Source organism: Aquihabitans sp. McL0605 (assembly GCF_049993875.1).
Taxonomy (GTDB): Bacteria; Actinomycetota; Acidimicrobiia; order Acidimicrobiales; family Iamiaceae; genus Aquihabitans.
Genome location: NZ_CP188252.1, coordinates 1090796 through 1116316 on the forward strand (window position 1 = coordinate 1090796; position 25521 = coordinate 1116316).

The 25521-nt window shown below is 68.7% G+C and carries 28 protein-coding genes; 17 read left to right on the top strand and 11 right to left on the bottom strand.

The genetic code is table 11. The features are described 5' to 3' along the window. Positions 1 to 54: 54 nt before the first annotated feature. Positions 55 to 1287, top strand: a complete 1233-nt coding sequence (locus tag ACPPVX_RS04940; protein ID WP_426573783.1) for an acyl-CoA dehydrogenase family protein — start codon at positions 55 to 57, stop codon at positions 1285 to 1287. A gap of 106 nt (positions 1288 to 1393) precedes the next feature. On the opposite strand, the gene ACPPVX_RS04945 is transcribed toward ACPPVX_RS04940, so the two are convergent. Then, a complete protein-coding gene (locus ACPPVX_RS04945; RefSeq protein WP_426573784.1) occupies positions 1394 to 2596 on the bottom strand; it encodes a hypothetical protein in 1203 nt (400 codons plus the stop codon). A 113-nt stretch (positions 2597 to 2709) separates the two neighbouring features. Further along, positions 2710 to 4116 (bottom strand): WS/DGAT/MGAT family O-acyltransferase, encoded by a 1407-nt coding sequence (locus tag ACPPVX_RS04950; RefSeq protein WP_426573785.1) that lies wholly within the window; start codon positions 4114 to 4116, stop codon positions 2710 to 2712. Positions 4117 to 4309: 193 nt separating this feature from the next. Between ACPPVX_RS04950 and ACPPVX_RS04955 the strand changes: the two genes are divergently transcribed. From ACPPVX_RS04955 to ACPPVX_RS04965, 3 genes are all read left to right on the top strand, one after another. Beyond that, a complete protein-coding gene (locus tag ACPPVX_RS04955) occupies positions 4310 to 4744 on the top strand; it encodes an N-acetyltransferase family protein (protein ID WP_426573786.1) in 435 nt (144 codons plus the stop codon). 144 nt (positions 4745 to 4888) lie between these two features. Further along, the gene (locus ACPPVX_RS04960; RefSeq protein ID WP_426573787.1) at positions 4889 to 5425 is read left to right on the top strand and encodes a hypothetical protein; all 537 of its coding nucleotides are present in this window, start codon (positions 4889 to 4891) and stop codon (positions 5423 to 5425) included. A gap of 159 nt (positions 5426 to 5584) precedes the next feature. After that, on the top strand, positions 5585 to 6346 hold the full coding sequence (locus ACPPVX_RS04965; RefSeq protein ID WP_426573788.1) for an SDR family NAD(P)-dependent oxidoreductase: 762 nt from the start codon (positions 5585 to 5587) through the stop codon (positions 6344 to 6346). Between the two features lie 830 nt (positions 6347 to 7176). Here the strand turns inward: ACPPVX_RS04965 and ACPPVX_RS04970 are convergent. Both ACPPVX_RS04970 and ACPPVX_RS04975 read right to left on the bottom strand, forming a co-directional pair. Then, positions 7177 to 8523: a DUF1254 domain-containing protein gene (locus tag ACPPVX_RS04970; protein ID WP_426573789.1), complete on the bottom strand. Its 1347-nt coding sequence runs from the start codon at positions 8521 to 8523 to the stop codon at positions 7177 to 7179. A 78-nt stretch (positions 8524 to 8601) separates the two neighbouring features. Continuing rightward, positions 8602 to 9045, bottom strand: a complete 444-nt coding sequence (locus tag ACPPVX_RS04975) for a cupin domain-containing protein (RefSeq protein ID WP_426573791.1) — start codon at positions 9043 to 9045, stop codon at positions 8602 to 8604. An 80-nt stretch (positions 9046 to 9125) separates the two neighbouring features. Here ACPPVX_RS04975 and ACPPVX_RS04980 point away from each other — a divergent pair, with 80 nt between their 5' ends. The 7 genes from ACPPVX_RS04980 (at position 9126) to ACPPVX_RS05010 (ending at position 13899) form a co-directional block, all read left to right on the top strand. Then, positions 9126 to 9584, top strand: a complete 459-nt coding sequence (locus tag ACPPVX_RS04980; RefSeq protein WP_426573792.1) for a MarR family winged helix-turn-helix transcriptional regulator — start codon at positions 9126 to 9128, stop codon at positions 9582 to 9584. A 159-nt stretch (positions 9585 to 9743) separates the two neighbouring features. Further along, on the top strand, positions 9744 to 10313 hold the full coding sequence (locus tag ACPPVX_RS04985; protein WP_426573793.1) for a dihydrofolate reductase family protein: 570 nt from the start codon (positions 9744 to 9746) through the stop codon (positions 10311 to 10313). 92 nt (positions 10314 to 10405) lie between these two features. Continuing rightward, the gene (locus tag ACPPVX_RS04990; RefSeq protein ID WP_426573794.1) at positions 10406 to 11854 is read left to right on the top strand and encodes an FAD-dependent oxidoreductase; all 1449 of its coding nucleotides are present in this window, start codon (positions 10406 to 10408) and stop codon (positions 11852 to 11854) included. 39 nt (positions 11855 to 11893) lie between these two features. Further along, positions 11894 to 12331, top strand: coding sequence for a VOC family protein (locus tag ACPPVX_RS04995; protein ID WP_426573795.1), 438 nt, complete (start codon positions 11894 to 11896; stop codon positions 12329 to 12331). Positions 12332 to 12465: 134 nt separating this feature from the next. After that, the gene (locus ACPPVX_RS05000) at positions 12466 to 12909 is read left to right on the top strand and encodes a hypothetical protein (RefSeq protein WP_426573796.1); all 444 of its coding nucleotides are present in this window, start codon (positions 12466 to 12468) and stop codon (positions 12907 to 12909) included. 143 nt (positions 12910 to 13052) lie between these two features. After that, entirely contained in the window at positions 13053 to 13418 is a 366-nt protein-coding gene (locus ACPPVX_RS05005) for a VOC family protein (RefSeq protein ID WP_426573797.1), read from the top strand. A gap of 148 nt (positions 13419 to 13566) precedes the next feature. After that, positions 13567 to 13899: a TfoX/Sxy family protein gene (locus tag ACPPVX_RS05010; RefSeq protein ID WP_426573798.1), complete on the top strand. Its 333-nt coding sequence runs from the start codon at positions 13567 to 13569 to the stop codon at positions 13897 to 13899. Positions 13900 to 14010: 111 nt separating this feature from the next. Here the strand turns inward: ACPPVX_RS05010 and ACPPVX_RS05015 are convergent, their stop codons facing one another. Next, on the bottom strand, positions 14011 to 14337 hold the full coding sequence (locus ACPPVX_RS05015) for a hypothetical protein (protein WP_426573799.1): 327 nt from the start codon (positions 14335 to 14337) through the stop codon (positions 14011 to 14013). A gap of 489 nt (positions 14338 to 14826) precedes the next feature. Between ACPPVX_RS05015 and ACPPVX_RS05020 the strand changes: the two genes are divergently transcribed. After that, positions 14827 to 15420, top strand: a complete 594-nt coding sequence (locus tag ACPPVX_RS05020) for a hypothetical protein (protein WP_426573800.1) — start codon at positions 14827 to 14829, stop codon at positions 15418 to 15420. A gap of 85 nt (positions 15421 to 15505) precedes the next feature. On the opposite strand, the gene ACPPVX_RS05025 is transcribed toward ACPPVX_RS05020, so the two are convergent. The 3 genes from ACPPVX_RS05025 to ACPPVX_RS05035 all read right to left on the bottom strand — a co-directional run bounded on the left by ACPPVX_RS05025 (position 15506) and on the right by ACPPVX_RS05035 (position 18665). After that, positions 15506 to 15709, bottom strand: coding sequence for a hypothetical protein (locus ACPPVX_RS05025; RefSeq protein WP_426573801.1), 204 nt, complete (start codon positions 15707 to 15709; stop codon positions 15506 to 15508). Between the two features lie 179 nt (positions 15710 to 15888). Further along, positions 15889 to 16977, bottom strand: coding sequence for a hypothetical protein (locus tag ACPPVX_RS05030; RefSeq protein ID WP_426573802.1), 1089 nt, complete (start codon positions 16975 to 16977; stop codon positions 15889 to 15891). A 350-nt stretch (positions 16978 to 17327) separates the two neighbouring features. After that, positions 17328 to 18665 carry a DUF1254 domain-containing protein gene (locus tag ACPPVX_RS05035; protein WP_426573803.1) on the bottom strand — a complete coding sequence of 446 codons (1338 nt, stop codon included), beginning with the start codon at positions 18663 to 18665 and terminating at the stop codon, positions 17328 to 17330. A 784-nt stretch (positions 18666 to 19449) separates the two neighbouring features. Between ACPPVX_RS05035 and ACPPVX_RS05040 the strand changes: the two genes are divergently transcribed. From ACPPVX_RS05040 to ACPPVX_RS05060, 5 genes are all read left to right on the top strand, one after another. Further along, on the top strand, positions 19450 to 19791 hold the full coding sequence (locus tag ACPPVX_RS05040; protein WP_426573804.1) for a hypothetical protein: 342 nt from the start codon (positions 19450 to 19452) through the stop codon (positions 19789 to 19791). 340 nt (positions 19792 to 20131) lie between these two features. Next, positions 20132 to 21163, top strand: coding sequence for an IS110 family transposase (locus ACPPVX_RS05045; protein ID WP_426573805.1), 1032 nt, complete (start codon positions 20132 to 20134; stop codon positions 21161 to 21163). Between the two features lie 297 nt (positions 21164 to 21460). After that, positions 21461 to 22309, top strand: coding sequence for an aldo/keto reductase (locus ACPPVX_RS05050; protein WP_426573806.1), 849 nt, complete (start codon positions 21461 to 21463; stop codon positions 22307 to 22309). Between the two features lie 176 nt (positions 22310 to 22485). Continuing rightward, positions 22486 to 22689: a ribbon-helix-helix protein, CopG family gene (locus tag ACPPVX_RS05055; RefSeq protein WP_426573807.1), complete on the top strand. Its 204-nt coding sequence runs from the start codon at positions 22486 to 22488 to the stop codon at positions 22687 to 22689. Next, positions 22686 to 23078: a type II toxin-antitoxin system death-on-curing family toxin gene (locus tag ACPPVX_RS05060; RefSeq protein ID WP_426573808.1), complete on the top strand. Its 393-nt coding sequence runs from the start codon at positions 22686 to 22688 to the stop codon at positions 23076 to 23078. Before ACPPVX_RS05055 ends, ACPPVX_RS05060 begins: the two co-directional genes overlap by 4 nt. 90 nt (positions 23079 to 23168) lie before the next feature. Here the strand turns inward: ACPPVX_RS05060 and ACPPVX_RS05065 are convergent, their stop codons facing one another. From ACPPVX_RS05065 to ACPPVX_RS05075, 3 genes are all read right to left on the bottom strand, one after another. Further along, complete coding sequence (locus tag ACPPVX_RS05065; protein ID WP_426573809.1) at positions 23169 to 23732, bottom strand: DUF1990 family protein; 564 nt, start codon at positions 23730 to 23732, stop codon at positions 23169 to 23171. Positions 23733 to 23807: 75 nt separating this feature from the next. Then, on the bottom strand, positions 23808 to 24425 hold the full coding sequence (locus ACPPVX_RS05070; RefSeq protein WP_426573810.1) for a hypothetical protein: 618 nt from the start codon (positions 24423 to 24425) through the stop codon (positions 23808 to 23810). A gap of 91 nt (positions 24426 to 24516) precedes the next feature. Then, positions 24517 to 25353, bottom strand: a complete 837-nt coding sequence (locus ACPPVX_RS05075; RefSeq protein ID WP_426573811.1) for an ABC transporter six-transmembrane domain-containing protein — start codon at positions 25351 to 25353, stop codon at positions 24517 to 24519. Between the last annotated feature and the right edge of the window lie 168 nt (positions 25354 to 25521).

Here is a 25521-nt window from a genome sequence, read left to right on the forward strand (position 1 = left end):
AAACTTGACCCGCGGGTCAAGACACGGGCGGCGGGGAGCGATACCTTCTCGCCCATGGCCATCGACTTCACCCTGACGCCCGAACTCGAAGAGCTGCGGCTCCGCATCCGGGCCTTCGTCGACGACGTGATCAAGCCCACCGAGGCCGAGCTCACCGACCCGGACCACATCGAGGACCGCAGCGAGTACCTCACCAAGCTCATCGGGATGCGCACCAAGGCGCAGGAGGCCGGCATCTGGCTGCCCCACATGCCGAAGGAGTGGGGCGGCATGGGGCTCGGGCACGTCGAGCTGGCGATGGTGCAGGCCGAGGCGGCCAAGGCGTACTACGGGCCGTTCGTCTTCAACTGCCAGGCCCCCGACGAGGGCAACATGCACACCCTCCTCAACTGGGCCACCGACGAGCAGAAGGAGAAGTACCTCAAGCCGCTCACCCAGGGCATCGCCATGAGCTGCTTCGCCATGACCGAGCCCGAGGTCGCCGGCTCCGATCCCACGCTGATCCGCACCCACGCGGTGCAAGACGGCGACGAGTGGGTCATCAACGGCCACAAGTGGTTCATCTCCAACGCCCGCCGGGCCAAGTTCGCCATCCTCATCTGCCGCACCGAGGACAACCCCGACCTGCCCCAGGCGGCCAACACCGCGTTCATCGTCGACATCCCGAGCGAGGGCTGGAACCGGGTGCGCGAGGTGGAGACGATGCACGGCGGCACCGGCCACTCCGAGATCGTCATCGAGGACCTGCGGGTGCCCGACGCCAACATGCTGGGCGGCCGCGGCGAGGGCCACCTCCTCGGCCAGTCGCGCCTCGGTCCAGCCCGCCTGGCGCACTGCATGCGATGGATCGCCCAGGCCGAGACGGCGCTCGACATGATGGTCGACCGGTCCCTCAACCGGTTCTCGCACGGCTCGATGCTGGCGGAGAAGCAGGGCGTCCAGTGGATGATCGCCGACTCCACGATGGAGCTGTACCAGGCGAAGCTCATGGTGCTGCACGCCGCGTACCGCATCGACAACAAGCTCGACTTCAAGAGCGAGGTGTCGATGGCCAAGCACTTCGTCGCCAACATGCTGGGCCGGGTCATCGACCGGGCCATCCAGGTGCACGGCGCCCTCGGCTACTCCACCGACACGCCGCTCGCCCACATGTTCCAGCACGCCCGGTGGGCCCGCTTCGCCGACGGTGCCGACGAGATCCACCAGATGCGCATCGCCCAGCGCACCATCGCCGCCTACCGCGACACCGGCAGCACCCGCATGGGCACCGGCGACCTCCCCATCTGACGGCGGTGCTCCTCAGCCGGGATCGCCGCGACGAGCCCTTCTGGCGTAGATCCGCGTCGGCGAGCGACGGGGATCTACGCCAGGACGTGCTGGTGAGCGGTGCGGGTCAGCCGGCCTGAGCAGCGGCGGCCGCGTTCGCGGTGGCGCGGAGGTCGTAGACCGGCTCGCCGTAGCTGTAGTCGTCGTCGGTGTACGGGTAGTGCTGCAGGAAGTCACCGCTGACGAGCAGCTGGGCCCGCAGGGTCTCGGCCGTCGCGCCCTGGCGGAGCCGGCCCTGCCAGATGTACTTGCCGAACTGGGTGGGCGCCACGCCCAAGATGTCGTGGTACCCCGCGTTGATGACCAGGTTGTAGCCCTCGGTGGTGCGCTGCAGCGCCCCGGCGAGCACGTCGAGGCCACCGGTGAGGTGCGCGTACTTGCTCAGCTCGGCCGACGTGGCCGTGCGCCCGAGCACGGTCTGGAAGACCGACTGGATCTCGGTGCCGTGGTGCTTGTTCAGGTACTCGTTCGACGCGATCAGGCTGCGCTCGATCCGCGGGTAGCTCCAGCCCGAAGCGGCCTTGGCGGTCCAGTACGTGAGGCTGGCGGCGTCGGCGGACCGGCCGAGGACCTTGGTGTACAGCGCACGGATCTGGAGCCGGCGGTACTCGTTGCTCTGCATGATCCCGGCCGGGATCTTCTCGAGGTGGCGCGGGTACCGGTTGTTCTCGGCCTTCCACTTGGCGGCCCAGTAGGTGAGGCTCGCCTGGTCGACCGGACGGTCGAGGATGATCGGGAAGATGCCGGTGATGTACCGGTCGGCCTGCGGGGGACCGGGCCGGATCAGCACGATGTCGTTCGTGGCACCGTTGGCCGCCACCGGGTCGGCGGTGTCGGAGGCCACGGCCGCGGGCACGGTCACCAGGCCGGACCCTTGGGCCTGCACCGGGATCTCGATCGAGGCCGAGGCGCCCGAGGCGATGTCGCCCAGGTCGCACACGAGCGAGTTGTAGTTGGACGCACGACGGCAGGCGTCGGGCAGGTCGCGGGTGTAGATCGGGTACTGCAGCCCGAGGGCGGCGACCGCGGCGGTGGCGGTGTCGGGCCCGGCGTTGTGCGCGGTGACCGTGAACGTCATGTCCGACGGCGACACCGGGGAGTCCGGGCTGTGGCTGATGGTGACCGAGAGGTCGGCGCCGGCGACGACCGCACCCGCGGTGACCGGGGCCAGCGCACCGGTGCCGATGAGCACGGCGGCGCCGCCCGCGAGGGCCCACCGCCGTCCGTGCCCCTGGAACCGCCCGCCACGAGAAGTTCGCCGTACCGCCATGTCGTTCCCCCTGTCCCGGGACACCGATCTGGATCCCGACAGCACGCTACGACGAACGGACGGCCCGGATGGTTCCCTTCGCCACGCAAACGATCTCGACGATCGCGACGCGCCTAGGCGTCGGCGGGCGGGCCGTTGCGCTTCGACGTGCCGGAGCTGAGCCCGACGGCCACCTCGAGCTCGACGAGCGACGACTCCAGGTGGGCCAGGAGCCGCTGCAGGTGGGGCACCCGCCGGCGGCACCCGGTCAGGCCGATCTCGAGGTTGTCGACGTAGCTGGTGAGGGTGATGTTGAGCGCCTGGCCGTGGTACGGGATCGACACCGGGTAGATGCCCTGGAGCCGCGCCCCGTTGAGGTACAGCGGCGAGCGGGGGCCGGGCACGTTGGAGATGATGATGTTGAACGGCGGGCGCATGCCCTCGCCGCCGCCGAGCATCGACACCAGCGGCGTGGCGAACATGTTCGACGCGCTGAGGGCCAGGACCTGCACCGGCGACAGGCCCGAGAGCGTGCCCTTGGCGATGCTCATCGATTCGCGGATGCGGGCGAGGCGCCAGCTGGGCTCGGCGGTGTCGGTGGCGAGCGACGTGAGCACGGCCCCCACCGCGTTGCCGCCGGCGCTGTCGTCGGTGCGCAGCGAGACGGGGACCATGGCGGTCAGCGACTCCTCCGGGAGCTCGCCCTGCTCGATGAGGTAGCTCCGCAGCGCACCCGCGCACATGGCCAGGACGATGTCGTTGAGCGTGGCGTCGGAGGCCTTGGCCACGGCCTTGACCCGCGCCAGGCTCCACGTCTGGGCGGCGATGCGGCGAGCACCGGTGATGTGGACGTTGAGCATGGTGGGCGGCGCCTTGAACGGGAACGCCGCCAGCTCCTCCTCCAGGGCCCGCCGGGCCGAGCGCAGCATCGTGGGCGCCACCCCGACGATGTCGACCGCGCCCTTCGCGGTGCCGAGCAGGAGGTCGAGCGGGCTGGCACCGCCCTCCCCCGCCGGCCGGTCGCGCTTGGGGCGCGCCGCCCACGCCGGCGGCACCACGGCCGTGGGGTCGGTGGACAGCCAGCGCTCGAGCAGGCGCAGGGCGGACACGCCGTCGACCATCGCATGGTGGACCTTGGTGTACGCCGCGAAGCGGTTGCCCTCGAGCCCTTCGATCAGGTGGAACTCCCACAGGGGCCGCTGCCGGTCGAGCAGCGAGCCGTGGAGGCGCGAGCCGAGCGCCAGGAGCTCTCGGACGCGGCCGGGCTCGGGCAGGGCCGAGTGGCGCACGTGGTACTCGATGTCGAGCTCGTCGTCCTCGCGCCAGGCCCACTGCCCGCCGGTCCGCACCGACCGGTAGGGCCGCTGGCGGAAGAGCGGCGCGATGTCGTCGTGGGCGAGCATCGCCTCGAACTGCTCGCGCAGCCAGGTGGGGCCGGCGCCCTCGGGCAGCTCGAACACCTGGAGGCCGCCGACGTGCATCGGTGTGGCCCGCGACTCCGTGAGCAGGAACGGCAGATCCGGCGCAGCGACCAGTCCCATGGCACCCCAATCGTCATCGCTCGGTGCAGCCCCGAACACGCTCGATCGGGGCGGTCCGGACCGTAGCTGCTTGCCGTCGACCGCGGGTCAGGATCATTGCCTGACCCGGACCTGATGGACCTGCTGGACTGCCGGGATGCATGAGGTTCGGTGTCGATCGGCGGGAACCGGGGACTTCACCTTCCTCGCCACGATGCTGGGCGAGTCCGCGGTGTGGCGTCCGGACAAGCCGACTCCGACCGCAGTGCAGGTGATGGCCGATCCGAGGTACGCGCAGTACCTGGCCGGATGGCCGCGGCAAGGCGACCACGGACTCGTCGCCGAAGACGACGGACCGCTTGGAGCAGCTTGGTACCGGACGTTCACCGAGGCGGACCTCGGCCACGGCTTCGTCGCCGAGGACGTACCTGAACTGGCGATCGCGGTCATCGCCTCGCGTCGGCACGAGGGCATCGGACGACGGCTCCTCGTCGACCTCATCGAGGCCAGCGTCGTGCAGGGGCACCCTGCGTTGAGCCTCGCCGTCAGCGAGAACAACCCCGCGCGTGCCCTCTACGAGTCGGTTGGCTTCGTGCCGGTCGAGAAGCACGGGCGGTCGTGGAAGATGGTTCGATACGCCGCCGCGTGAAACTCGTGGGGGCGTCTGGGCGCATGTGCGATCGTTGCCACCGTGCGCCGCGCTGATCGGGAACGAGTGCTGGCACAACGAGCAGACATCGTTGCTGCCGCGACGGTGGCGCTCGACCGTGGCGGGGTTGGTTCGCCTGCTGACATGAGCCGCCGGCGACGGTGGCAGCTCCTGGGCCTCGACGCGAGCGGTGACCTCGCCGCCGTGGCGGTGGCCCGCCGCGGCAAGCGGGCTGGGCTCGCGATCGAAGCCCACCGCTTCCGTCGCCACGACGGCGCGTGGGTCTGGGAGCAGGTGGGGCCCACCTCGGACTTCAGCGAGCCGACGCTCCCGCCTCGTTCGCTGTCGGGCAACGACGGATGGTCGGAGAGCGCGACGCAGAGCGACGTCCGGACCGGGGACAGCGTCGGGCTCTGGCACCTCGTCGCGCCGGCGACCCAGACTCGAACCGACGGTCGGACCAGGCCCGTTCCCCCGCACGGCTGGGTCGTGACGGTCGACCTGGCGGCCGCTCGCACCACGGAGCTCCTCGACGCCGACGACGAGGTCATCGGTCATCTCGAGATCCAGGACCCGCGCAGCACCTCTCGGCGGTTCCGGGCCGCGATGTGGTGGAACCGTCGGCGTCGACCCGGTGCGGACCTCTGGTCCAACGACGCGCCCGACCACGCCGACAGGTGACCGGGACATCCAGGCCGCCCTGGCCCGCTGACGCGAGCCGGCGCTCTAGGCGACGGTGCAGCGGCGCCAGCCCGCCCCCTCAGATGAGGTGAGCGCCACCGACCGGTACGGTGCCTCCGGCGGTCGCTCGAGGCCGTCGAACTCGCATGGAGGCGAACGATGGCAGACACCACGCGCAGAAGGGTCCTGATCACGGGGGCCGGGTCCGGGTTCGGCAAAGGCGCGGCCATCGAGCTCGCCCGTCGAGGCCACGACGTGGTCGCCGGCTGCGAGACGGACCAGCAGGCTGAAGCGCTCGGTGCCGAGCACCCAGAGCTGACGGTGATCAAGCTCGACGTCACCGATGCCGCTGATGTCGAAGGCGCCGCCGACCTTGGGATCGACGTCCTGATCAACAACGCGGGTCTCGGCCTGGTCGGTCCGATGGCCTCGGTTCCGATGACCGATGTCCGCCGCACCTTCGAGGTCAACGTCTTCGGCATGGTCGCGCTCTCGCAAGCCGTCATCCCCGGCATGCGCGAGCGCGGTTGGGGACGCATCATCAACGTCTCGTCCGTCGCGGGCATCCTCGCGTCGCCGCTCGGGTCGCCCTACAGCATGACCAAGCACGCGGTGGAAGCGTTCACGAAGTCGCTGCGCGCCGAGCTCGCACCGCACGGCATCGACGTCACCAAGGTCAACCCCGGCCCCTACGACACCGGCTTCAACGACCAGATGGTGAACGGCGCCGCCGATTTCATCGAGGACGGGGACACGGCGACCACCGAGATCCACACGCTCGTGCGCCAGATCATCCTGACCGACCAGCTCGACCCCGCGGAGGTGTCGAACACCCTCGCCGACCTCGTCGAAGCCGAAGAGACCCCCGTCGAGACGTACCTCCCCGAGGGCATTCGAGAGGTGCTCGCCGCCTTCCTCTGAGACGTCGTCACCCCTGGGCCGAACGCACTGATCGGCCTCGACGACATCACCGAGGTCGAGGGTCCGCTGATCAGGCGGCGACCGCTACCGACGTCGGGAGGCCGACGAGCTCGACGCGATCACCGCATCGACTGCCTGCCGTGCTTCTTGAAGAACGCCCGGGCGCGCGCCAGGCCGCGCCCCACGAACCCGTCCGGTTCGGGTTCCTCCATCCAGCCCGGCCCGTGCCCGGTCGTGCACCAGGAGCACAGCTCACCTTCAGCCGTGGGCGTCCACTGCGTGTCGAGCGGCCGCCCGCACCTGGCACAGCGGTTCGTAGCGCCCACGCACCGAAGCGTAGGTGGGGGCTGACCCTTCCCGCGACGACTGGCGGGAACACCGGCAGCGGTGAGACCGACGCCGTGCGCTCACAGGCTGAGGGCGCAGCAGCCGCTCAGCGGTCGGATTCGCCGGTCGAGGTCGTGCTGTTCGCCTGCCAGCCGTGGCCGTCGACCCAGTGCAGCCGGTGTCCTCGGTCGCACTTGGCGTGATCGGGGGACCGACCAGCTCCGGCCGGGTACGACGTTCGTCGGACGGCGGCATCGCAGCCTCCGACGACACACTGCTCGGGTTCAGCGTGAGGTTCCATCGGCCTTCCCTTCTGTCGCTTCCCGGTCGGTGGGGTGTCACCCAAGGCATCGGGCTCGGTCACCACCGCTTGCATCGTATTGCGATCCTTTCTGGTTTGCGGTGGAGCCACGACCCGCAGGTGACCTCCTCCTCTGTCGTCCTCTGACGCAGGAGCAGGCCAGAACGATCGGTGCCCCGAGGTGCGGCAGGTGGGGCGTGGATCAGCGGCTTCTGCGGATCGGCGGGAAGTCGTAGCTGCCGTCGAGGATCGGGGGGCCGGGGATGTAGAGCCGGAAGACGAGCCGGAAGCTGCCGCCGGGGGCGGGCAGCCAGTTCGCCCGTGCGGTCGGGTCCGTGGGCTCGTCGTGGGTGATCGTCAACGTGAGGGTGCCCTGGCCGTCGCGTTGGATGCCGGCCGTCCGGTCGCCGATCGAGAAGCGGCGGATCGGGTTCGCCACCAGGTAGTAGTCCGGGATGTCGTACATGGTGATCGACCAGAACGCCCCGACGGGCGGGTCCTGGTCGAAGTCGATGGTGTAGCTGCTGGCCCCGACGAGCGGTTCGCCGTCGATGTCGGTGAACGCCTGGCAGTAGACGGCCTCGTAGCCGTGGTTGCCCCAGAGACCGAGGCGGTCGGCGACGGCGCGCAGGACGTAGCGGGTATCGTCGGGGTAGGCCATCTTCCAGGCCGGCTCGTCGATCGTGCCGAGGCCCAGGACCTCGAGGTTGTAGTCGAACATGTGGAGTCCGACGGTCCAGCCGTTGACCACCGGGGCGTGCCCGTGGTGGCTGGTCTGCTCCATCTGCGCCTTGCCCGCGTCGAGGCCGGCCGCCAGGTCGGCGACGAGGGTCGGATCGGCATCGACGTACGGGCTCGCCGCCTCGTCGACGCCGAGCGGTGCGAACTGGGCGGCGTAGGCCAGGTCACCGGGGGTGGCGCGGAACGCCTGGGACAGCACGCGCGCCTGCTCGAGGAAGGCGATCGCCGGGTCGACACCGGGGGCTGGGGTGGGGATGCCCGTCGGCGCGACGGCGTCGGCTGCGACCGGTGTGAGGACGAGCTGGTCCTGCAGCGCGGCGACGCCGCCGATGTCGTCGGGACCGTCGCAGGCGAACCGGCCGACGATCGACACGATCGTGGTGGGCGCGGCGATCTGGGTCTGGCCTTCGGGGACGTCGCCGGTCCAGCCGGGAGGGGTGATCAGGTAGGTGCCGCCGTCGTTGCCGGTGGCGCGGGTGCCGATGTAGGCGAAGTTGTTGGTCCAGGCGTCGACGAACTGCAGCACGTGGTAGCGGTCGCCGGTGGGCGGCACCTCGAGGCGCAGCGGGCCGACCGAGAGGTCGAGGGACCCCATCGAGTACACGGTGTCGTTGTTGATCGTGACGAACGTGTCGGTCTCGTCCGCCAGCTTCCGGGCGTGGGAGAACGAGTTGAACGGTGCCGCCGGGTTGGACCCGACACCGGTCGTCACGTACCGCTCGACCTGCGCCAGGTTCTCGACGAGGGGGTAGTAGTAGAGGTACGCCCGACCGACGAGGTCGATGGCCGTGGGGGTGGAATCGGTCATGGCGAGACCCTAGGACCGCGATCGCCGACCAACGGGAGCGAACCCGGCGTTCGAGGGCGGCCACGAACGCCGGTGGCCTCAGCCTGGAAGCACCGTGACGCCGTGGCGGGCCTGCACGGCGAGAAGCGCAGCGAAGTCGGGAGGTCCGTCGGTGGCGGCGTTGAGGATCTCGGCGATGCTGAGGAAGTAGTCCTCCTCGAACAGGCCAGGCGTCGACACGACGAGCATCCACGCGTCGTCGGCCGTGTGGTTGTCGAACTTGTGGGTCTGGCCCCGCCGGACGCAGACCGCCTGCCCCTGCTCGAGGTCGACCTTGTCTCCGTCGATGACGTAGGTCATCGTCCCCTGCGTGCAGTAGACGGTCTCATCCCAGTCGTCGTGCTTGTGCGCCGGCGGTGTCCGGGCGCCCGGACTGACGCGAGCGATGAATGCGGTCGTGCTCCCGCCCGAATCCTCGGCATCCACGAGGAACTGGACGTCGATGCCGGGGGACTCGATCAATGCCTTCGATGCCTTGGCCACAGAGGGCTCCTCTCACAGGTCTGGTAAAGCCACTGTACCAATGTCCTCCTCAGTAGTAAAGTGGCTTTATAATGAGATCGATGACGAGGGAGCCTGCCCCACCGCTGATCGGTGCGCTCGTCCGACGACCGGCCGAGGCGGTGCACCTGCGGATCCTGCGCGAAGCGCACGAAGCGGGCTTCACGGACCTGGTGCCGGCCCACCTGGCGGTGCTGCGGTACCCCGGCCCGGACGGTCGCCGCCCATCCGACCTCGCCGCCGACGTCGGGACCACGAAGCAAGCGATGAACTACCTCCTCGGCCAACTCGAACGGGCTGGCTACATCTACCGGAGCGACGATCCCGACGATCAGCGATCGAAGCGGGTGCAGCTCACCGAGCGGGGCGAAGGGCTCCGACGGATCATCCGCCGCACCGTGACCCAGATCGAGAAGGAGCTCGAGGTCGAGCTCGGCACCGCGTCGTACTCCCAGCTCCGCGAGCTGCTCGTCCGCCTCAACGACACGGACACGATCAAGGCCGAGCGCGACGTCTCCTGAGCGCCGAGCGCTCGACCGGTCGCGCGCTCGGCCTGCGGTGTGGTCCACGCCACGGTGGTGTTGCGCAGGTGCGATCGGGCGCCGATGAGAAATCGTGCCGGCAGTCGTCTGGGTAGCGTCCGGCGCACGTCCGGAGCGGCATCAAGGGAGAGCAACGAGATGAGACCACTTCGCTACTCGATCAACGTCACGCTCGATGGCTGCTGCCATCACGAGGCAGGGCTCCCGCCCGACGACGAATCGATGCGCTACTGGACCGCGGGGATGGAACGAGCCGATGCCCTGCTGTTCGGCCGGGTGACCTACGAGATGATGGAGTCGGCGTGGCGGCGGCCGGCCACGGGCACGTGGCCGGACTGGATGGGTGAGCGGGAGATCCCGTTCGCCGAGGCCATCGACGGGGCGAAGAAGTACGTCGTGTCGAGCACGCTGAGCGGGGTCGATTGGAACGCCGAGCTGGTGCCGGGCGACTTGGGCCAGGCGGTTCAGCGGCTCAAGCAGGAGCCAGGTGAGGGCCTGTTCGTGGGGGGCGTGACGCTCCCCCTGGCGTTGGCAGACCTGGGACTGATCGACGAGTACGAGTTCCTCGTGCAGCCGGTCCTGGCCGGACACGGTCCGACGTTGCTCGCCGGCCTGCGCGAGCGCATCCAGCTCGAGCTCGTGGATCGCCAGGAGTTCCGGTCCGGTGCGGTCGCCATGCGATACCGGCCCGCCCGAGGTGCCGCCTGATGTGAGGTGCCAGCGTCGAGCGTCTTCGAGCGGTCGAGTCAGGGCTGGTGTGAGACTTGCCCGCCACCAGCTCCTCGCAATAGACGTTCACCGTGTCTGACGCTCTCGCCGATCCGATCCCGCCGCTCGCTGTCGACGACCTCGAGGACGGGTGGTCCGACGAGGCCGACGTGATCGTGGTCGGCTTGGGTGCGGCCGGGCTGGCCACTTCGATCGAGGCGGCAGAGCGCGGCGCCGACGTGATCGCGCTCGACCGCAGCGGCGGTGGGGGCACCTCCGCGAACGCAGGCGGGATCCTCTACCTCGGTGGTGGCACGGCGACGCAGCTTGGCGCCGGCGTGTCCGACACCCCCAGCGAGATGCGAGCGTTCCTCGCCGACGCCTTGGGGCGGCCGGCCGATGATCCGCGACTCACCGCCTACTGCGCCGGGAGCATCGACCACCACGACTGGCTGGTCCGCCACGGCGTGGCGTTCGAGCCGGTGTTCTGGGACGAGCCGGGCATGGAGCCGCCAGGCACCGAAGGCCTCATCTACAGCGGCGGCGAAGACGCCAACCCCTACCGTCAGCAGCACCGGCCGGTGGCGCGCGGCCACGTCCCGGCAACGCCGAACGCCGCCGGCTGGTTCCTCGTCGAACGCCTCCGCGACGCGCTGGAGCGCACGTCGGCTCGGGTGCTGACCGATCACCGGGCCGAGCGGCTCGTGGTCGACGGCGACCAGGTCGTCGGCGTCACGGTCCGGGTGGATGGCGAGCTCCACGCGCTGCGGGCCCGGCGGGGCGTCGTGCTGGCGTCGGGCGGGTGGGCGTACAACGAGGCGCTGCTCGCTGAGCACACCCCGCTCCTCCTCGAGATCGGCTGGCGCCTCGGCACCGACGCCGACGACGGCTGGGCGCTGCGCGTGACGCAGGGCCTCGGTGCCGCGATCGAGGGCATGGACGCCATGGAGGTCGCCGTACCCATCACGCCGCCCCGGACCGTGGTGCGCGGCGTGATCGTGAACCGCCACGGCGAGCGGTTCATCAACGAGGACACCTACTTCGGCCACCTCGGCCAGACCATCCTCACCGAGCAGGATGGCGTGGCGTGGCTCCTCTTCGACGAGCCCCGCTACGTCGTGAACCGGATGGGCATGCGCGCCGAGAACGTCTGCGAGACGTGGTCCGAGCTGGCCGAGGAGATCGGTCTGCCGCCCGCTCGCCTGGCCGAGACCATGGCGGCCTACAACGAGGCGGCAGCCCATGGTGAGGACCGGCAGTTCGCCAAGGCATCCGAGTGGGTCGTGCCGCTCACCGAAGCCCCGTTCGGGGCCATCGACCTGCGCGTCGCCACCATCCTCTACGCCGGGTTCCCTCTCGGAGGCACCGTCACCGACGACCATGCGCGGGTCGTCCGGCAGGACGGCACCACGGTGCCGGGCCTCTACGCCGCCGGCCGTGCCGCCGGGAGCCTCGCGCTGGAGCGGTACTGCTCCGGGATCTCCTTGGGGGAGGGAACCTTCTTCGGGCGCCGCGCCGCAACCGCCATGCTCCCCCAGTAGCGATCAAGCGGGGACAGGACTGCTCGGTAGCCTCGCCCCATGGCGCTCAGGATGGACAACGTCGGCATCGTCGTCGAGGACCTCGCCGCCGCGATCCAGTTCTTCCAGGAGCTCGGCCTCGAGTTGGAAGGCCGATCCATGGTCGAGGGCGAGTGGGCAGGGCGCGTCACCGGCCTAGGTGACCAGCGCGTCGAGATCGCCATGATGCGCACGCCGGACGGCCATGGCCGCCTGGAGCTCTCGCGCTTCCTCGCTCCGGATGTGGTCGCCGATCACCGGAACGCCCCAGTGAACGCTCTGGGCTACCTCCGAGTGATGTTCGCGGTGGACGACATCGACGACACGCTCGACCGGCTGGGCAAGCACGGCGCGCAGCTCGTCAGCAGTGATGTGGTCCAGTACGAGACCATGTATCGGCTCTGCTACATCCGCGGGCCGGAGGGCATCCTCGTCGGGCTCGCCCAACAGCTCAGCTGAGCCGGGTCCACACCACGAAGGTGCGTGCGTTCGGCGTGTCGCCGAGCCGGGTTCTGGGCAGTGCTGCGGCCTCGTGAGGGGATCGTTGGACCCCCATCCGGGACGACGGCAGCGCCTGCCGGTACCGTCGGTTCGTGGTCACCACCCCGACCCTCGGTGTCGACGACGATGCGGCGCGAGCCGCGGTGGACGAGACGGCCACACGGGTCTACGCCGGGTACTTCGCGTTGCAGGCGGTGGCTGGCATCGGCTTCTGGGTGGCGGTGGCCGCCGTGCCTGCGATCCGCAAGGTGTTCGAGATGTCGACGCGCCAGCACGCGGTGACCGACTCGTTCCTCTTCGCCGACATCGCGATCGGCATCATCGGGTCCGCCGTCGCCTCGGCCGGGATCGTGTCCAAGCGACGGTGGGGATCGGCCGTCGCCCTGTTCGTCGCGGGCGGGATGGTCTACGCCACGATCTACCTCGTGGGCTGGGTGGCGTTCACCGGCAAGGGCGCGGGGCTCCTCGGCCTCATGGTGGTTCCGTCAACCCTCTCGGTGTTCGTGGCCGTCTCCGCCTGGCGCCTCCACCGCTGAGGCCGCTCGGTCGGTCACGGGGCGCCCTCGAGGTGCCGGTCTGCCCTGGCTCTCACCCGGCGCGTTCGGGGGCGGTCGAAAGTCGCTGGTCCGCGGCGGGGACCGCTCGTACCCTCGGCTGACCACATGACCCGAGGAGTTGCATGGTTCTGCGCCAGGTTGGCATCACGGTGGACTGCGCTGACGCGGCGCAGTTGGCTTCGTTCTGGGAGCGCTTCCTGGGGTACGCGCGACGCCCTGGCAATCCGGGAAGCCCCTACGTGACGATCGAGCGGGGCGATGACGGCCCGGATGGGCCGCCGATCCTGACCTTCCAGACGGTTCCGGAGCCGAAGGAAGCAAAGGCTCGACTTCACCTCGACCTGTTCGTCGATCACGCTCAGCCCCTCGTCGAGGAGATGCTGGCAGCGGGGGCCTCGACCGTTTCCCACACCGAGGCCGGTGAGTGGACGACGCGGGTCCTGCAGGATCCAGCGGGCAACGAGTTCTGCGTCATCGGACCTGACTGATCCCGCGGTCCGTTCGCGCTCGTCCCGAAGTACCTCGTGGGTTCGAGGCGTCGTCGCCGAACACCCTCGAAGTTCGATCTGCCGCGTCACCGAGGCGGCGTTCGGGGGCACCTCGGACGGCCTCAGGTTCGGACCGTACGATGACGAGGTGGCTTACGACGAGAAGCTGGCCGAACGGATCCGAGATCTCCTGGTCGCCGAGCCCAACGTGACCGAGAAGAAGATGTTCGGCGGCCTCGGGTTCATGGTGAACGGGAACATGGCAGTCGCGCCATTGAGCACCGGCGGCCTCATGGTCCGCATCGATCCAGCTGACAGCGAAGCACTCGTCGCCCGCACCAACGCCGAGCCGATGGAGATGCGCGGCCGGAGAATGACCGGCTGGCTCGCCATCGACACGGCCAACCTCGGGCGGCGCACCCAGCTGGCGGCCTGGGTCGACCGTGGGGTCACCTACGCCAAGTCACTTCCGCCCAAGTAGCGATTCGGTCTGTCCCAGAGCGCGAGTTGGTCAGAGATCGGCAACCTCGACCGTGCCCGATGTGCCGCTCTGCCATGGCCTAGAGCCGGCGATCTGGGGCACTCGGCGGAGTCAGACCTGAACGGGGCTGATCTCTGATCCGTCCACCGACGCGGGATCTGGTCGGCCGCGGAAGTGTCGCAGGACCATCGCCATCAGTCGGCCGTGCTGCCTCGGCGGCTTGTTCGCATTGCGGTCGGTCACGGTGACCGTGATCGCCGCCAGGACGGCGAAGAACGGGATGCCCACGCCCCCCACCGCACCGGAGATGACGGTCGCAAACACCAGCAGGCCAAGGCTGTGGCGGGCATTCCAGATGACAAGCAGGCATGCACCCAACACCCCCGCCATCAGGAGGTTCAACGCGACCATCGCAGGAGTCGTCAAGTCGATCGGCACGGCCCGAAAAGTACCAGCACCCAACGCCGGGGCGCGTGCCTCGACGCACTTCAACCGCGACCCTGACTCGGCGATAGGGGGCAGTTATTCCGGGCAGACCGTCGAGGTTGCGCCGGTGATGGTCGCGCTCTCCGCCCGCCGGGCCGTCCGTACGCACTGGCCGACCTTGAAGGTCTCATCTGCGCCAACAGATCGGGGATCGAAGCAGTCGATCCAGGCTGAGCCGTCCGGCTTCACCTTGTCATCCACACGGGTCACGCAAACCTTCGTGGGCGTCGCCGAGACCACCCGATTCGTCTGGTGGAAGTCGCCACCACAAGCACCAGCGGTGGTGAGGAAGCTGCCGACCGCCAACGCAGCGAATAGAAGGTTCCGTCGGGTCCGCACGTTCTGGACACTAAAGCCAGCTCCTGCGCTGGCGTCGGTCGATTGGTACTGTCCGGCGTCGCGGGGAGGGGACGGGAGGTTCAGGTGGGTCGCTTCGCATGCGTGTTGGCCGCGTTGGTCCTGATGACCGCCGGATGTGGTGGCGGGAAGGCGAAGCCAACGGACCAAGGGTCCCCCACGACGACGGCAGGGGTTGATGGGTCGATGAGCGGCTCGCTTCCCTCGGCCGGCGACCTCGCCACGTGCAACGCGGACTACGAGCTGTACCGCCAGGCGCAAGATGAGTACGAGGACGTGAACGGGCAGTATCCGGAGTCCGATGACGAACTGATCAACGTCGGACTCCTCTACGAGAAGTCCGATCTCTGGACCGTCGTCGCCGGGAAACCCGAGGTGCGGCCGCTGCCGGGGGCCCGCATCCCGCCGGGATGCGGCCGGCCGTCGGTGACGGATGGATTCGGACCAGGCTCGAGCACCACGCAGACGACATCGGTCTTGATGGCCTGCGAGATGGAGCGGAGGACCTTGCGGACGGCGAACGAGGCGTTCAACGCCATGAGCCACCAGTACGCCACGTCGGTGGGCGATCTGGTCGGCTCCCTCCTCAAGCGCGAGCCGACGTACTGGACAATCGAGCAGGGAGAGGCCGAGCCTGTGCCGCGCCCGGGGATCGACCTCCCGGTGGGGTGTGGCTGAGCGCCTTCGTCGCGCCCCAGAGGTGCCGGTCGGCGACGACCGCTACCCGGCGTTCTGAGGCAGGTCCCCAGGACCCAGATGGGGGTCAGCTCCCGCTTGCGCGTCGATGCTCCCGCACCCAGAGGGAGGCCATCGCAGCGATGAGGGTGACGGTGCTGAGCCCCACGAAAATCCAGTTGCGGAGGATCAGCGACACGACGGCGAGTCCGAGCATGACGATCCCTGCACGCCCGAAGTCGTCCTCATACAGGCGCCGAACGTACGAGATTCTTGGGGCCTCCTGCGCCATGGGCCGAGACGCTACCGGCCGCGCATCGCGCCCAAGCACCAGCTGGGCCCACTGTGCCGGTCAGCGTCGACCCCGAGCCGCCGATTCGGGATATCAGGGTCTCCACCCTCCTGCTTCGATGGTCGGTTGAGGCCTGCGATTGCGCCGCACCATCCGGGCATCTCGTGCAGGAGGTGGCCCTATCGGATGTCGAGGGTGATGGCGTGGCCGATGATGCTGGCGCCGATGAACCGCTCAAGGGGTAGCAGTGCTCCGTGGAGGATGTTGAGTGCCGTCATCGGGTCCGCAGTTCCAGGTGCGAACCCCCACTCCATGACCACCGGGTCACCGTCGCCGCCATGGAACTCAACGGTTTCGTTGACACTGCGCAGGGAAGCGTCAAGATCGCGAAGGTCGCCGCGGAGTCCCATCTCGAGCCAGGCATCGACGACGGCCTGGATGAGCGGTCCGTGAACCTCAAGATCGAAGCGAGGACCCATCGGCATCGAGCAGTGGAGCACGTCGGGCTCGGAGGGATCTTCGGGTGGGACGCTCGGGCCCTCGAGCTGGAGCACGGGCATGTCAGGTAGCACGATGGGATGGCTCACCTGGCCTCGCAGGACCGTGAGCGAGTAACGCGGCAAAGCCGGTCCCTCGAAGATCCACACGGGTCGGCTCAGCGGCGCGCGCCCTTCCCGGGTGCCCTCAAGGGGGCGTGGGACGGCGAAGGGTAGGACGGGGAGCAGGAACTCTCGCCAGGCGCGGACGGCCTCCTCGGTGAGGTCGTCTGGCGATTCGGTGAGGACGCACAGCAGGGTTGGGGTCCCGCGTGGGATGGGTTCCACCCGCCATACGGGCGCCCGCTCGATCACCGCGTCGGCGCCGCCGAGGGCTTTGATGTGCGGCTGGGTCAACAAGACCGCCCAGTAGTAGCCAGGCGCATAGATCGATGGCACCGACCGGAGGTTTCCGCTCGCGTAGATCTCTTGATACGGGTCGTGACAGGTGTCCACGTGCACGAAGCCCGAGACGATCGCCTCACATCGGGCCAGCTCACGCAGTCGGTCAAGACGAGCAGCTGCCACCGAGTCGATCGCGTCGTCCGGGACGACCGAGCGAGCATCGATGACGCCAACCTGAGGTGCCTGGAAGAAGGTCCGCAGACCGACCCCGACGTGGGCCGACCCGAGGGCCTCGTCGAAGTAGACGTGCTCGAGCTTCTTCGGGAAGCGCGCCAGCGGCTCTCCCAGGTCCTCGGCGCGAACTGCTCCCTGGTCGATGTCGCGCAACTTCGGCCCACCCGAACACGGAACCTCCACCCGCGTCCACGACAGACCCGAACCATGAGGCCCGTCCCGGTCCACATCCCTGCCAACCTCCGCTACCGCAGCGCGCCAGCTCCCATCGTCAGACGCCAGGTCGAAGCATGCGCCCAACCCGACCACGAGCGGCGCCGAAGGCCGGCCCGGCCACCCCGTCTGGATTGCCGAGGAGTCGGAACTGTTTGGCATCCGCAGAGTTCTAACGCGAGACCTGGGGTGGCCACACCGGACCGTACAGCCGGTAAGCGCCCATGACCCGGAGCCGGCGTTCGGGGACACCCGAGGCAGCGGGCCCGTGTTGACCTGTCGTGGATCGGTCAGCGGTCACTTCTGGCGATGGTGGGCGGGACCCACTCGCCGGCGAGGACCGCTTCGGCGGGCCAGTAGGTCCGGAGGTAGAGCGAGAACGGCTGGCCGGCGGGAGCGGGGAGCCAGTTGGCGTGGGGGGCTTCGGCGGGCGGCGTGGCCTGCACGTGAAGCGTGAGGGACCCGTCTTCGCTGTGCTCGAGGTCGGCGTTCTTGGTGCCGAGCGAGTAGCGGACGAGGTCGTTGGTGGCGAAGAAGTGGTGCTCGTTGTAGAGGGTGAGCGACCAGAACCCCTGGACGGGCGGGAGGCCGCCGGCGGGGAACGTGACGGTGTAGGCGTGGTCGCCGTGGAGGTCGGCGCCGGTGTCGTCGGCCTGGTTGTAGAAGTAGGTCGTCTCGGTCGGGAGGTTGACGAAGATGTTGGTGCGGGCGACCGATAGGCGGGCGTAGTAGTCGGTGCCGAACTCGGCGCTGGTTTTGGGGCTGGTCCAGCCGGCCCCGACGGGGAGCCCGACGTTGGACCAGTGGAAGAGGGGGTGCACGACGTCGCGTTCGGTCTCGCTGGCGACCTCGTCCAGGAGCTCCTTGACGTGGGGGTCGGCTTCGGCGGCGGCGAGGATCGCCCGGACCGCGGCGTAGAGGGCCTCTTCGCCGGGGAGCGGTGGGACGTCATCGAGCACGGTGGGCAGCGACTCGAAAAACGTGGCCGGGTCGACCCAGCGGATCTCCTCGCCGCCGGTGTCCTGGCCGGGGAACTCGGGGATGGCGTGCCAGTCCTTGATCTTCATCGTCCCGTCGTAGCGGCTCACCGGGTAGACGCTGATCTGGCTCAGCAGCGGCTGGACGGCCGCTCGGTCCTCGTCGGTGTCGTCGAGGAAGAGGCGGGGGATGCAGCACGCCAGGTTCGTTGGCGAGTGGAGGACACCGGCGATGCCGTCCGGGACGTCCCCGTTCCAGTCGGGCCCCACCACCAGGTAGTGCCCGGGCTCGGTCCCGTACTGCTTGCCGAGGCCGCCGAAGGCGTCGGTGCGCTGATCGGCGATCTGGTACACCCAGAACCGGTCGCCGCCCATCTCCGGAACTTGGACCACCGCCGGCTCGAGGTCGAGGGACAAGATCCCGAAGCCGTACACGACGTCCTGGTTCGGGCAGGCCACGAACTTCTGGTCGGGGGTGATGTAGTCGGTGAGCATCGCGATCTCGTTCAAGGGGCCACAGGGCATGACCCCGCCCATCAGCCCCGGCTCGGGGACCTGCGAGAACGCCACCCGCCGGTTGTGCATGTTCACCATGGGCCAGGCCCACACGTACGCCGCCTGAGCGATCGTGCGGACGTAGCCGTCGGTCATGCGGGGCACTGCTGGGGGCTGGACAGGGCTCACTTCGGGTCCTCCTCGGGCGGCCCGCCCGAAGCTATCGCTGCCCGGGCGTGGCTGGGCTTGGCACCAGGCCAGCAAGTCGGGTGGAGGTGTCCCTGAGGTGCCGATCGGCAGCGACCACGACCCGGCGTTGGGGGGGCACCCTCCGTTTGCCGCTCCGGTGCCACCTCCTCAACGTTCGTGAGGGGAGGCCGATCGGAAGTGGGTGACGTCGGCGGCGGAGCATCTCCAGGACAGCAAGTCGGACCTCGGCGCTCCTGTGGAGAGCGGCCACCACCGACGGTTTCGACGAGCGGCTGTCGCGGTCGTGATCGGTCTGGCGCTCTACCTCGCCCTGAGCCTCGCGGTCCCCCACGTCGTCCCGCGGCTAGCCGTTCTTCCGAAGCCAGCGGACCGCGTCACGTACGAGGACTGCTACGGGCATCGAGGCGCCAAGACGACAGAGCGATGGGAACGGTCTGGTGCGATCTGGGTGTTGACCACGTTCCGCCTTGGCGGCGGATGCATAGCTGGGTGACGGTGCCCTGCGGTGCCGTGAGCCGCACCTACTCCCCCGCGTTCTGGGGCAGACGCGGTGGACGGCCTGCACCATGGCGCTCATGCACGCTGTCGTTCGTTCGATGATGTCGCCCGGAGCGCCTGCACCGGCCTCGGGACGGACTACCCCCCAATGTCCTTGATGGCCCGAATCTTCTGAGACCGAAGGTCGCCGGCTACGGCTCGACGATGTTGAACCAGAGCTCATGTCACGAGCATGGAGCTTCGCGACGCCACGTCCGAATCCGATGTCGGGCGCCTGCCCGACGGCCCGTTCGAGCCGGAGCTCGTCGAACACCTGGCCGACGGTCGGCGCGTGTACGAACTGTCGCAGATCACCGTGGACGACGGGGTTCTTCGGATGGGCCGCACCGATCTTCCGTCGATGATCGACGTCGTTCTCCATCGCGGCAGCACCACCAAGAAGGACCCATATGTCGACGACGACGCGTATGTCGACTTCGATGCTGTCAAGGAGCCTGGCATCGTGACCGGGAACAACCGGCATCTCTACGCTGACTACAAGGCGAAGGGCAGGTGCTACGTCCCCACGGATTGAGTCCCGCAGCAGCACGGTGCCGACTCGGTCGTCCATTTCGAGCAGACCCGATGCCCCCAGTGCCGACCAGCGACGCCCCTGAGGAGCCCGCAGCTGGCCGCCCCTAGGTGCCCTGCTTGAGACTTGAGGCGGGCGTTGCGGATGGTTCGTAGCGTTCGAGAGGTCCCAGCCGAGGTAGCTCGCTAAGTGCCTGCCGGCTCGTTCGCGAGTCTGGCTTCTAAACGAAGAGCGACTCGGTCGGGGCTTCGCCGTGTCGTGGCTCGAGAGAGGAACAGCACCCGATCCGAAGCAGGAGTGCCCGGCGCGGTTCCCCACCCGAACGAGCCACGGAGGACGTTGGATGCAAGTGATCATCGGGGTCGACCCCCACAAGGCCACGCACACCGCAGTCGCGATCGACACGAACGAGCAGGAGCTCGACCACAAGAAGGTCCGGGCGGCACGAACCCAAGTCGACCACCTGCTGACGTGGGCGGAACCGTTCCCCGCCCGGACCTGGGCGATCGAGGGCGCCGATGGCATGGGCTACCTGCTGGCGCAGCAGCTCGTCGCCACCGGTGAGCACGTCGTCAACGTGCCCGCCACGCTCGCGTCGCGGACCCGACTGCTGGGCACCGGCCACACCAACAAGAACGACCCGAACGACGCCCTGTCCGTCGCCGTCACCGCCCTGCGCACCGCCGGGCTGCACCCCGTCCGGCCGGTCGGTCACAGCGAGGTGCTGCGGCTGCTGGCCAAACGCAACCGCGACATCGGCAGCCACCGCTGCCGAGTCGTGTCGAGGATGCACGCCCTTCTGATCGAGCTCGATCCGGGCGGGATCGCCAAGGAGATCAACGCCTCTGACGTGGACCGCTTCCTCGCCGAGATCTCGCCGGCGACGCCGGCCGAACAGGTCCGCTACGACCTGGCCCTCGAGCTCCTCGCCGACATCCGCCGACTCGACGAGCAGCTCAAGGCATCGCACAAACGGATCCGCACCGCCGTCGCCGCATCAGGCACGACGCTCACCGACGTCTTCGGGATCGGCCCGATCATCGCCGCGATGCTCATCGGGTTCAGCGGCGACATCAGCCGGTTCGCCAACCGCGATCGCTACGCCGCCTACAACGGCACCGCACCCGTCGAGTTCTCCTCCGGCGGCCGCACCGTCCACCGGCTGTCGACCCGCGGCAACCGCAACGTCAACAACGCGCTGCACATGGCCGCCATCTGCCAGCTCCGCCAACCCCACTGCGAAGGCCGCGCCTACTTCGACCGGCGCGTCGCCGGCGGCAAGACCAAGAAAGAAGCCCTGCGCGCCCTCAAGCGCCAGCTCAGCAACACCGCCTACCGCCACCTCGTCGCCGACGCCGCCAACACCCGCGGCTGAAACGGGCCCGGGAGGACAAACGGGAACGACTCGAACGCCAGCGTGACCGGCCCTACATCCCTGACGACCGGCTCTTCGGCGAGGTCACTCCCGGACCCGACCCAACGCTAGAACCACGACGCCACGCCGTCTCCTCGACGCGCCCCAACACGGCTCAGAAGACCCTCTTGACCCAGAGAGGATTCACTCGGTGCGACCCGGATCCGGCGGTACGGGACAGATCATCGCCGGATCCTCGTGGGATCGGCAGGCGCCGTCCCTACCCTGGGCCGCCCCGACTGATCCAGGAGCTCTCCCATGGCCGCATCCCCAGCCGTCACCTTCACCATCGGGGGCGACCTCACGGTCAACCGCCTCGGCTACGGCGCCATGCAGTTGCCCGGCAAGGGCGTGTGGGGACCTGCCGAGGACAAGGCCGGGGCGCTGGCGGTCCTGCGCAAGGCCGTCGATCTCGGCGTCGACTTCATCGACACCGCCAACTCGTACGGCCCGTACGTGGCCGATGAGCTGATCGCCGAGGCCCTGTCGCCCTACGACGGTGTCACGATCGCCACCAAGGCCGGCCTGCTGCGCACCGGGCCCGGCGAGTGGCACCCGCTCGGCCGTCCCGAGTACCTGCGCCAGGAAGCAGAGGTCACTCGGTGGCGTCTGGGCGTGGATCGGCTCGACCTCTTCCAGCTCCACCGCATCGACCCAGACGTGCCGCGCGAGGAGCAGTTCGGCGTGCTCAAGGAGTTGCAGGACGAGGGCGTCATCCGCCACATCGGCCTCTCGGAGATCTCGGTCGAGGAGCTCGATGCCGCTCGCCAGCAGATCGAGGTGGCCACCGTGCAGAACCGCTACAACCTCATCGACCGGGCGTCCGAGGACGTGCTCGCCCGCTGCGACGAGCTGGGCATCGGCTTCATCCCCTGGTTCCCGATCGCCACCGGCGAGCTCACCAAGACGGGCGGGCCGGTGGCCGCCATCGAGGACGAGACCGGCGCCACACCGAGCCAGATCGCCCTGGCCTGGCTGCTGCACAAGAGCCCCGTCATGCTCCCGATCCCCGGCACCAAGTCGATCAGTCACCTCGAGGACAATCTCGGGGCCCAAACCCTCACGCTCACCGACGCCCAACTCGCCACCCTCGACGCAGTCGCCTGACCCAGCTCACGGGGCGCCACACGATGGCCTCCGGGTGCCTCCGCGTGCCGATCGGTGCGACCTCAACCCGGCGTTCTGGGGCAGTCCCCCGGCGCTGCGAATCTGGATGGCGGCGGAGGCGGCGTAGCTTCGGAGCTCTGGTGCCCTTCTGGTATCAATCTGATACCATCGGCGCGATGGCCATGACCCTGAGGCTCGACTACCAGGAGCAGGAGGCGCTCAAAGCGCGCGCAGCGGCGGAGGGCATCTCCATGCAGGACGTCGCACGCCGGGCGATTCGCGACTACGTCGCCAGGAGTGAGCACCGTTCCAAGGTGTCGACGGCGACGGAGCTGATCCTCGATGTTCATGCCCAGGCGATCGAGCGTCTCGGAACGTGAGGGATCAGGTCGAGTTCCTCGACCTCGACGACATCATCGAACTCGCCCGGCGACTGCTTGGTGACCCACCCCCGATTCGAGATGCCGGCCTGCTCGGATCGGCAGTCGCGCGTCCGCAAACCACCATCGGAGGCGAAGACGCCTACCCAACCGTCTGGTTGAAGGCCGCAGCGCTACTTCAGTCAATCGTCGGCAACCAGGCGCTGATCGACGGAAACAAGCGTCTTGGATGGCTCGCCACTGCTGTCTTCTTGGAGATCAACGACGCCAGCGTCGCCGTTGCGTCAAACGCCGAGATCTACGACTTCGTCATGGCACTCGCATCCTCCAGGTCGAATCTTGAAGCGATCGCCGACCAACTGGAGCGCTTCCACCATTGCCAGCGCTGACTCCGAGGTGACCGACACGCTTCTTGCCCGCACGGTCCTGTGAACCACCATCCCGGGTGTTCCACGCTGCCGGCGACCACGACCCGGCGTTCAGGGACGGTCGGACGCAGACCGGACCCACGTGTGGAGCGCTGCGAGGTACGCGTCGGCCGCCCGGCGCTGCAGGATGCGGGTGACCGGTGATCCAAGCCGCACCAGCGGGACTCCCGGGCGGGACACCGCCTCGATGCGAAACATGACCTCGTGTTCCGTGCCGGTGATCGTGAACGACTCGACGCCGCACTCAGGGTGGTCGGGCAGGGTCACGTAGACGAAGCCGAACCTCGTGGGCTCGTCGATCACGGAATCCACCCGGCAGGCAGCCAGCACCCACAGGCCGACCTGCCGCGTGACGAGCGCGACCGTCGTTCCTGTCGCCAATGCGGCGTCCGGCGGGAGCACCTCGACGCCGGATCCACGGTGAGCAGCCCACTGCTCAAGACCGCGCTTGGCCCGCTCGAAGTCGTCGGCGCCGGAACCGATGACACGCGTGAAGACGTCGCGGCGGAAGCCCTTGGGGAGAACAGCTGACGGCGCGGCCGTCGGCTCCATCTGCAACCGGGCCTGCCGGTACCGCTCCGCCTCACGCAGATCTGGACGCCTGACCGAGATCACCGCAGCACCCTACGAAGGAGTGATGCATACCCGGCGTTGTGGGACACCTGCTCTGTGCTCCGTGCGTGCGACCGGTCACGAATCGCCATCTGGCGCACTGTTCAGCGCCAGGTTGTGCAGGAACTCTGTGACCTCCCGTTTCGACCCGAGCTCGTAGACGGTCACGTGCGAGCCATGCTGAGAGACGATCGCTCGTTCTCGCTCCGGTTGCGAGCGGTCCTTTCGCCCGATGCGAACGGCCAGCCGCCACTCGTCGCGCAACCTCATCCATCTCGTGTACTCGCACCCCGGCGGGAGCTCGCCCGGCATGTGGAAGCCGCGCAGCAACGCCCGTCCCGAGCAGACCCACCAGGACAGGTCGAGGAGCACGACCGTGTCGGCTCGATCGAGTCGGAGGTCGAGCGTCTCGGGGTAGTTGCCGTCGGCGATCCATGCATCGCCAGCGAGCACGTCCCGTTGCACCCTGCGCCATTCAGTCTCCGACGGCGCGATCCAATCCGGCTTCCAGTAGTGGAGGTCGAGGTGGATCACGGGCAGTCCGGTCTTGGATGCGATCGCCAGCGCCAGCGTGCTCTTGCCGGAGCCGGCGAGTCCCGTCACGATGACCCGGCGCCCGATCACCGAAGCTCCACCCACCTCGACAGTGTCGCAGAGCAGGATCGGATGCGCCGCCGAGCTGGCGATCCGGGTCACTCGGCGCCCGCGCCTTCTCGACGCTCGAGGCCTTCGTGCGCTGGACGGCCTGGCGCACCGCCTGCGAGCTCCGGACGGACGACCCGGCTTGTCAGCTGGTGGCGGCTACGGATGTTTGGTTGTTCAGGCGCTGGAGGATGTCTCGGAGGCGCAGGTACTCCTGCCATGAGGCAGGTAGGTACGACGCGGCGGCGGAGACCTCGAACACGTAGAGGACGACGGAGAGGAGCGTGCCCTCGTCCATCCCTTGCCTGGTCGATGAGACGATCGCGAACACCTGAAGTGCGACGGTGAGGGTCAGCGAGAGCGCGAAGTTGATCGTGTCGACGTCGGACAGCTTGATGGTCCAGCTGTTCATCAGACCGATGTGGCGGCGTGTGAGGGTGCTGTCGTTGCGTCCGAGCACGTCGACCTGACGCTCGTACTCGTCGTTGTAGCCGCGGTTGAAGGCGACGGTGCGGCGACTGCTGGCGGCGTAGATCAGCACGATCAAGGCACTCATCACCAGTGCTCCGATGAGCACCGGGACCGAGAGCAGTGCCAGGAAGACCAGGGTGCCGATGTACCCACTGATGCTGCCGACGAGCGCAGGCATGGAGTGCTCGAGGAAGTCGACCACCTCGCGCAGCATGTTCAGCCGGGCGGTCTTCTCAGACAGGCCTGCTTCTTGTGCGAAGGCCGTCTCGCCGGCGCGCTGGTAGATCTGCGAGTACAGCCGGACGTCGTGGAGACGACGAACCGTTGCGAACACCATGGTGACGAGCCCGGTTGCCGCCAACAGGATCAGTCCACGGTTGGAGCCGTCGGCGTAGTCGGTCAGGGCCAGACCGAGCACGAAGGGCACGACCACCGCGCCGGCCGCCTCTGCAACCACCAGGAACAGGGAGAGGCCCACTCGCGCTCGGTAGCCCTGCAACATCTGCCACATCGCCGAAGGGTAGCCAGTCCCCGGTCCCCGACCGGCGGAGAACCCCGGGTCAGGATGCACTCAAGGTGCCGATCTGCCATGACCCAGAGCCGGCGTTCCGGGGCACTCCCCGGAGCAGTGGCCGCGGACAGCCGGCTGCTCGGCTGAGCCTCAGTTCTTGCCTGGCCC

Bases quoted from the DNA above. Each gene is read 5' to 3' on its own strand.
- ACPPVX_RS04940 (WP_426573783.1), top strand. From the start codon at position 55: ATGGCCATCGACTTCACCCTGACGCCCGAACTCGAAGAGCTGCGGCTC.
- ACPPVX_RS04945 (WP_426573784.1), bottom strand. From the start codon at position 2,596: ATGGCGGTACGGCGAACTTCTCGTGGCGGGCGGTTCCAGGGGCACGGA.
- ACPPVX_RS04950 (WP_426573785.1), bottom strand. From the start codon at position 4,116: ATGGGACTGGTCGCTGCGCCGGATCTGCCGTTCCTGCTCACGGAGTCG.
- ACPPVX_RS04955 (WP_426573786.1), top strand. From the start codon at position 4,310: ATGCTGGGCGAGTCCGCGGTGTGGCGTCCGGACAAGCCGACTCCGACC.
- ACPPVX_RS04960 (WP_426573787.1), top strand. From the start codon at position 4,889: ATGAGCCGCCGGCGACGGTGGCAGCTCCTGGGCCTCGACGCGAGCGGT.
- ACPPVX_RS04965 (WP_426573788.1), top strand. From the start codon at position 5,585: ATGGCAGACACCACGCGCAGAAGGGTCCTGATCACGGGGGCCGGGTCC.
- ACPPVX_RS04970 (WP_426573789.1), bottom strand. From the start codon at position 8,523: ATGACCGATTCCACCCCCACGGCCATCGACCTCGTCGGTCGGGCGTAC.
- ACPPVX_RS04980 (WP_426573792.1), top strand. From the start codon at position 9,126: ATGACGAGGGAGCCTGCCCCACCGCTGATCGGTGCGCTCGTCCGACGA.
- ACPPVX_RS04985 (WP_426573793.1), top strand. From the start codon at position 9,744: ATGAGACCACTTCGCTACTCGATCAACGTCACGCTCGATGGCTGCTGC.
- ACPPVX_RS04995 (WP_426573795.1), top strand. From the start codon at position 11,894: ATGGCGCTCAGGATGGACAACGTCGGCATCGTCGTCGAGGACCTCGCC.
- ACPPVX_RS05005 (WP_426573797.1), top strand. From the start codon at position 13,053: ATGGTTCTGCGCCAGGTTGGCATCACGGTGGACTGCGCTGACGCGGCG.
- ACPPVX_RS05025 (WP_426573801.1), bottom strand. From the start codon at position 15,709: ATGGCGCAGGAGGCCCCAAGAATCTCGTACGTTCGGCGCCTGTATGAG.
- ACPPVX_RS05035 (WP_426573803.1), bottom strand. From the start codon at position 18,665: ATGACCGACGGCTACGTCCGCACGATCGCTCAGGCGGCGTACGTGTGG.
- ACPPVX_RS05040 (WP_426573804.1), top strand. From the start codon at position 19,450: ATGGAGCTTCGCGACGCCACGTCCGAATCCGATGTCGGGCGCCTGCCC.
- ACPPVX_RS05045 (WP_426573805.1), top strand. From the start codon at position 20,132: ATGCAAGTGATCATCGGGGTCGACCCCCACAAGGCCACGCACACCGCA.
- ACPPVX_RS05050 (WP_426573806.1), top strand. From the start codon at position 21,461: ATGGCCGCATCCCCAGCCGTCACCTTCACCATCGGGGGCGACCTCACG.
- ACPPVX_RS05055 (WP_426573807.1), top strand. From the start codon at position 22,486: ATGGCCATGACCCTGAGGCTCGACTACCAGGAGCAGGAGGCGCTCAAA.
- ACPPVX_RS05075 (WP_426573811.1), bottom strand. From the start codon at position 25,353: ATGTGGCAGATGTTGCAGGGCTACCGAGCGCGAGTGGGCCTCTCCCTG.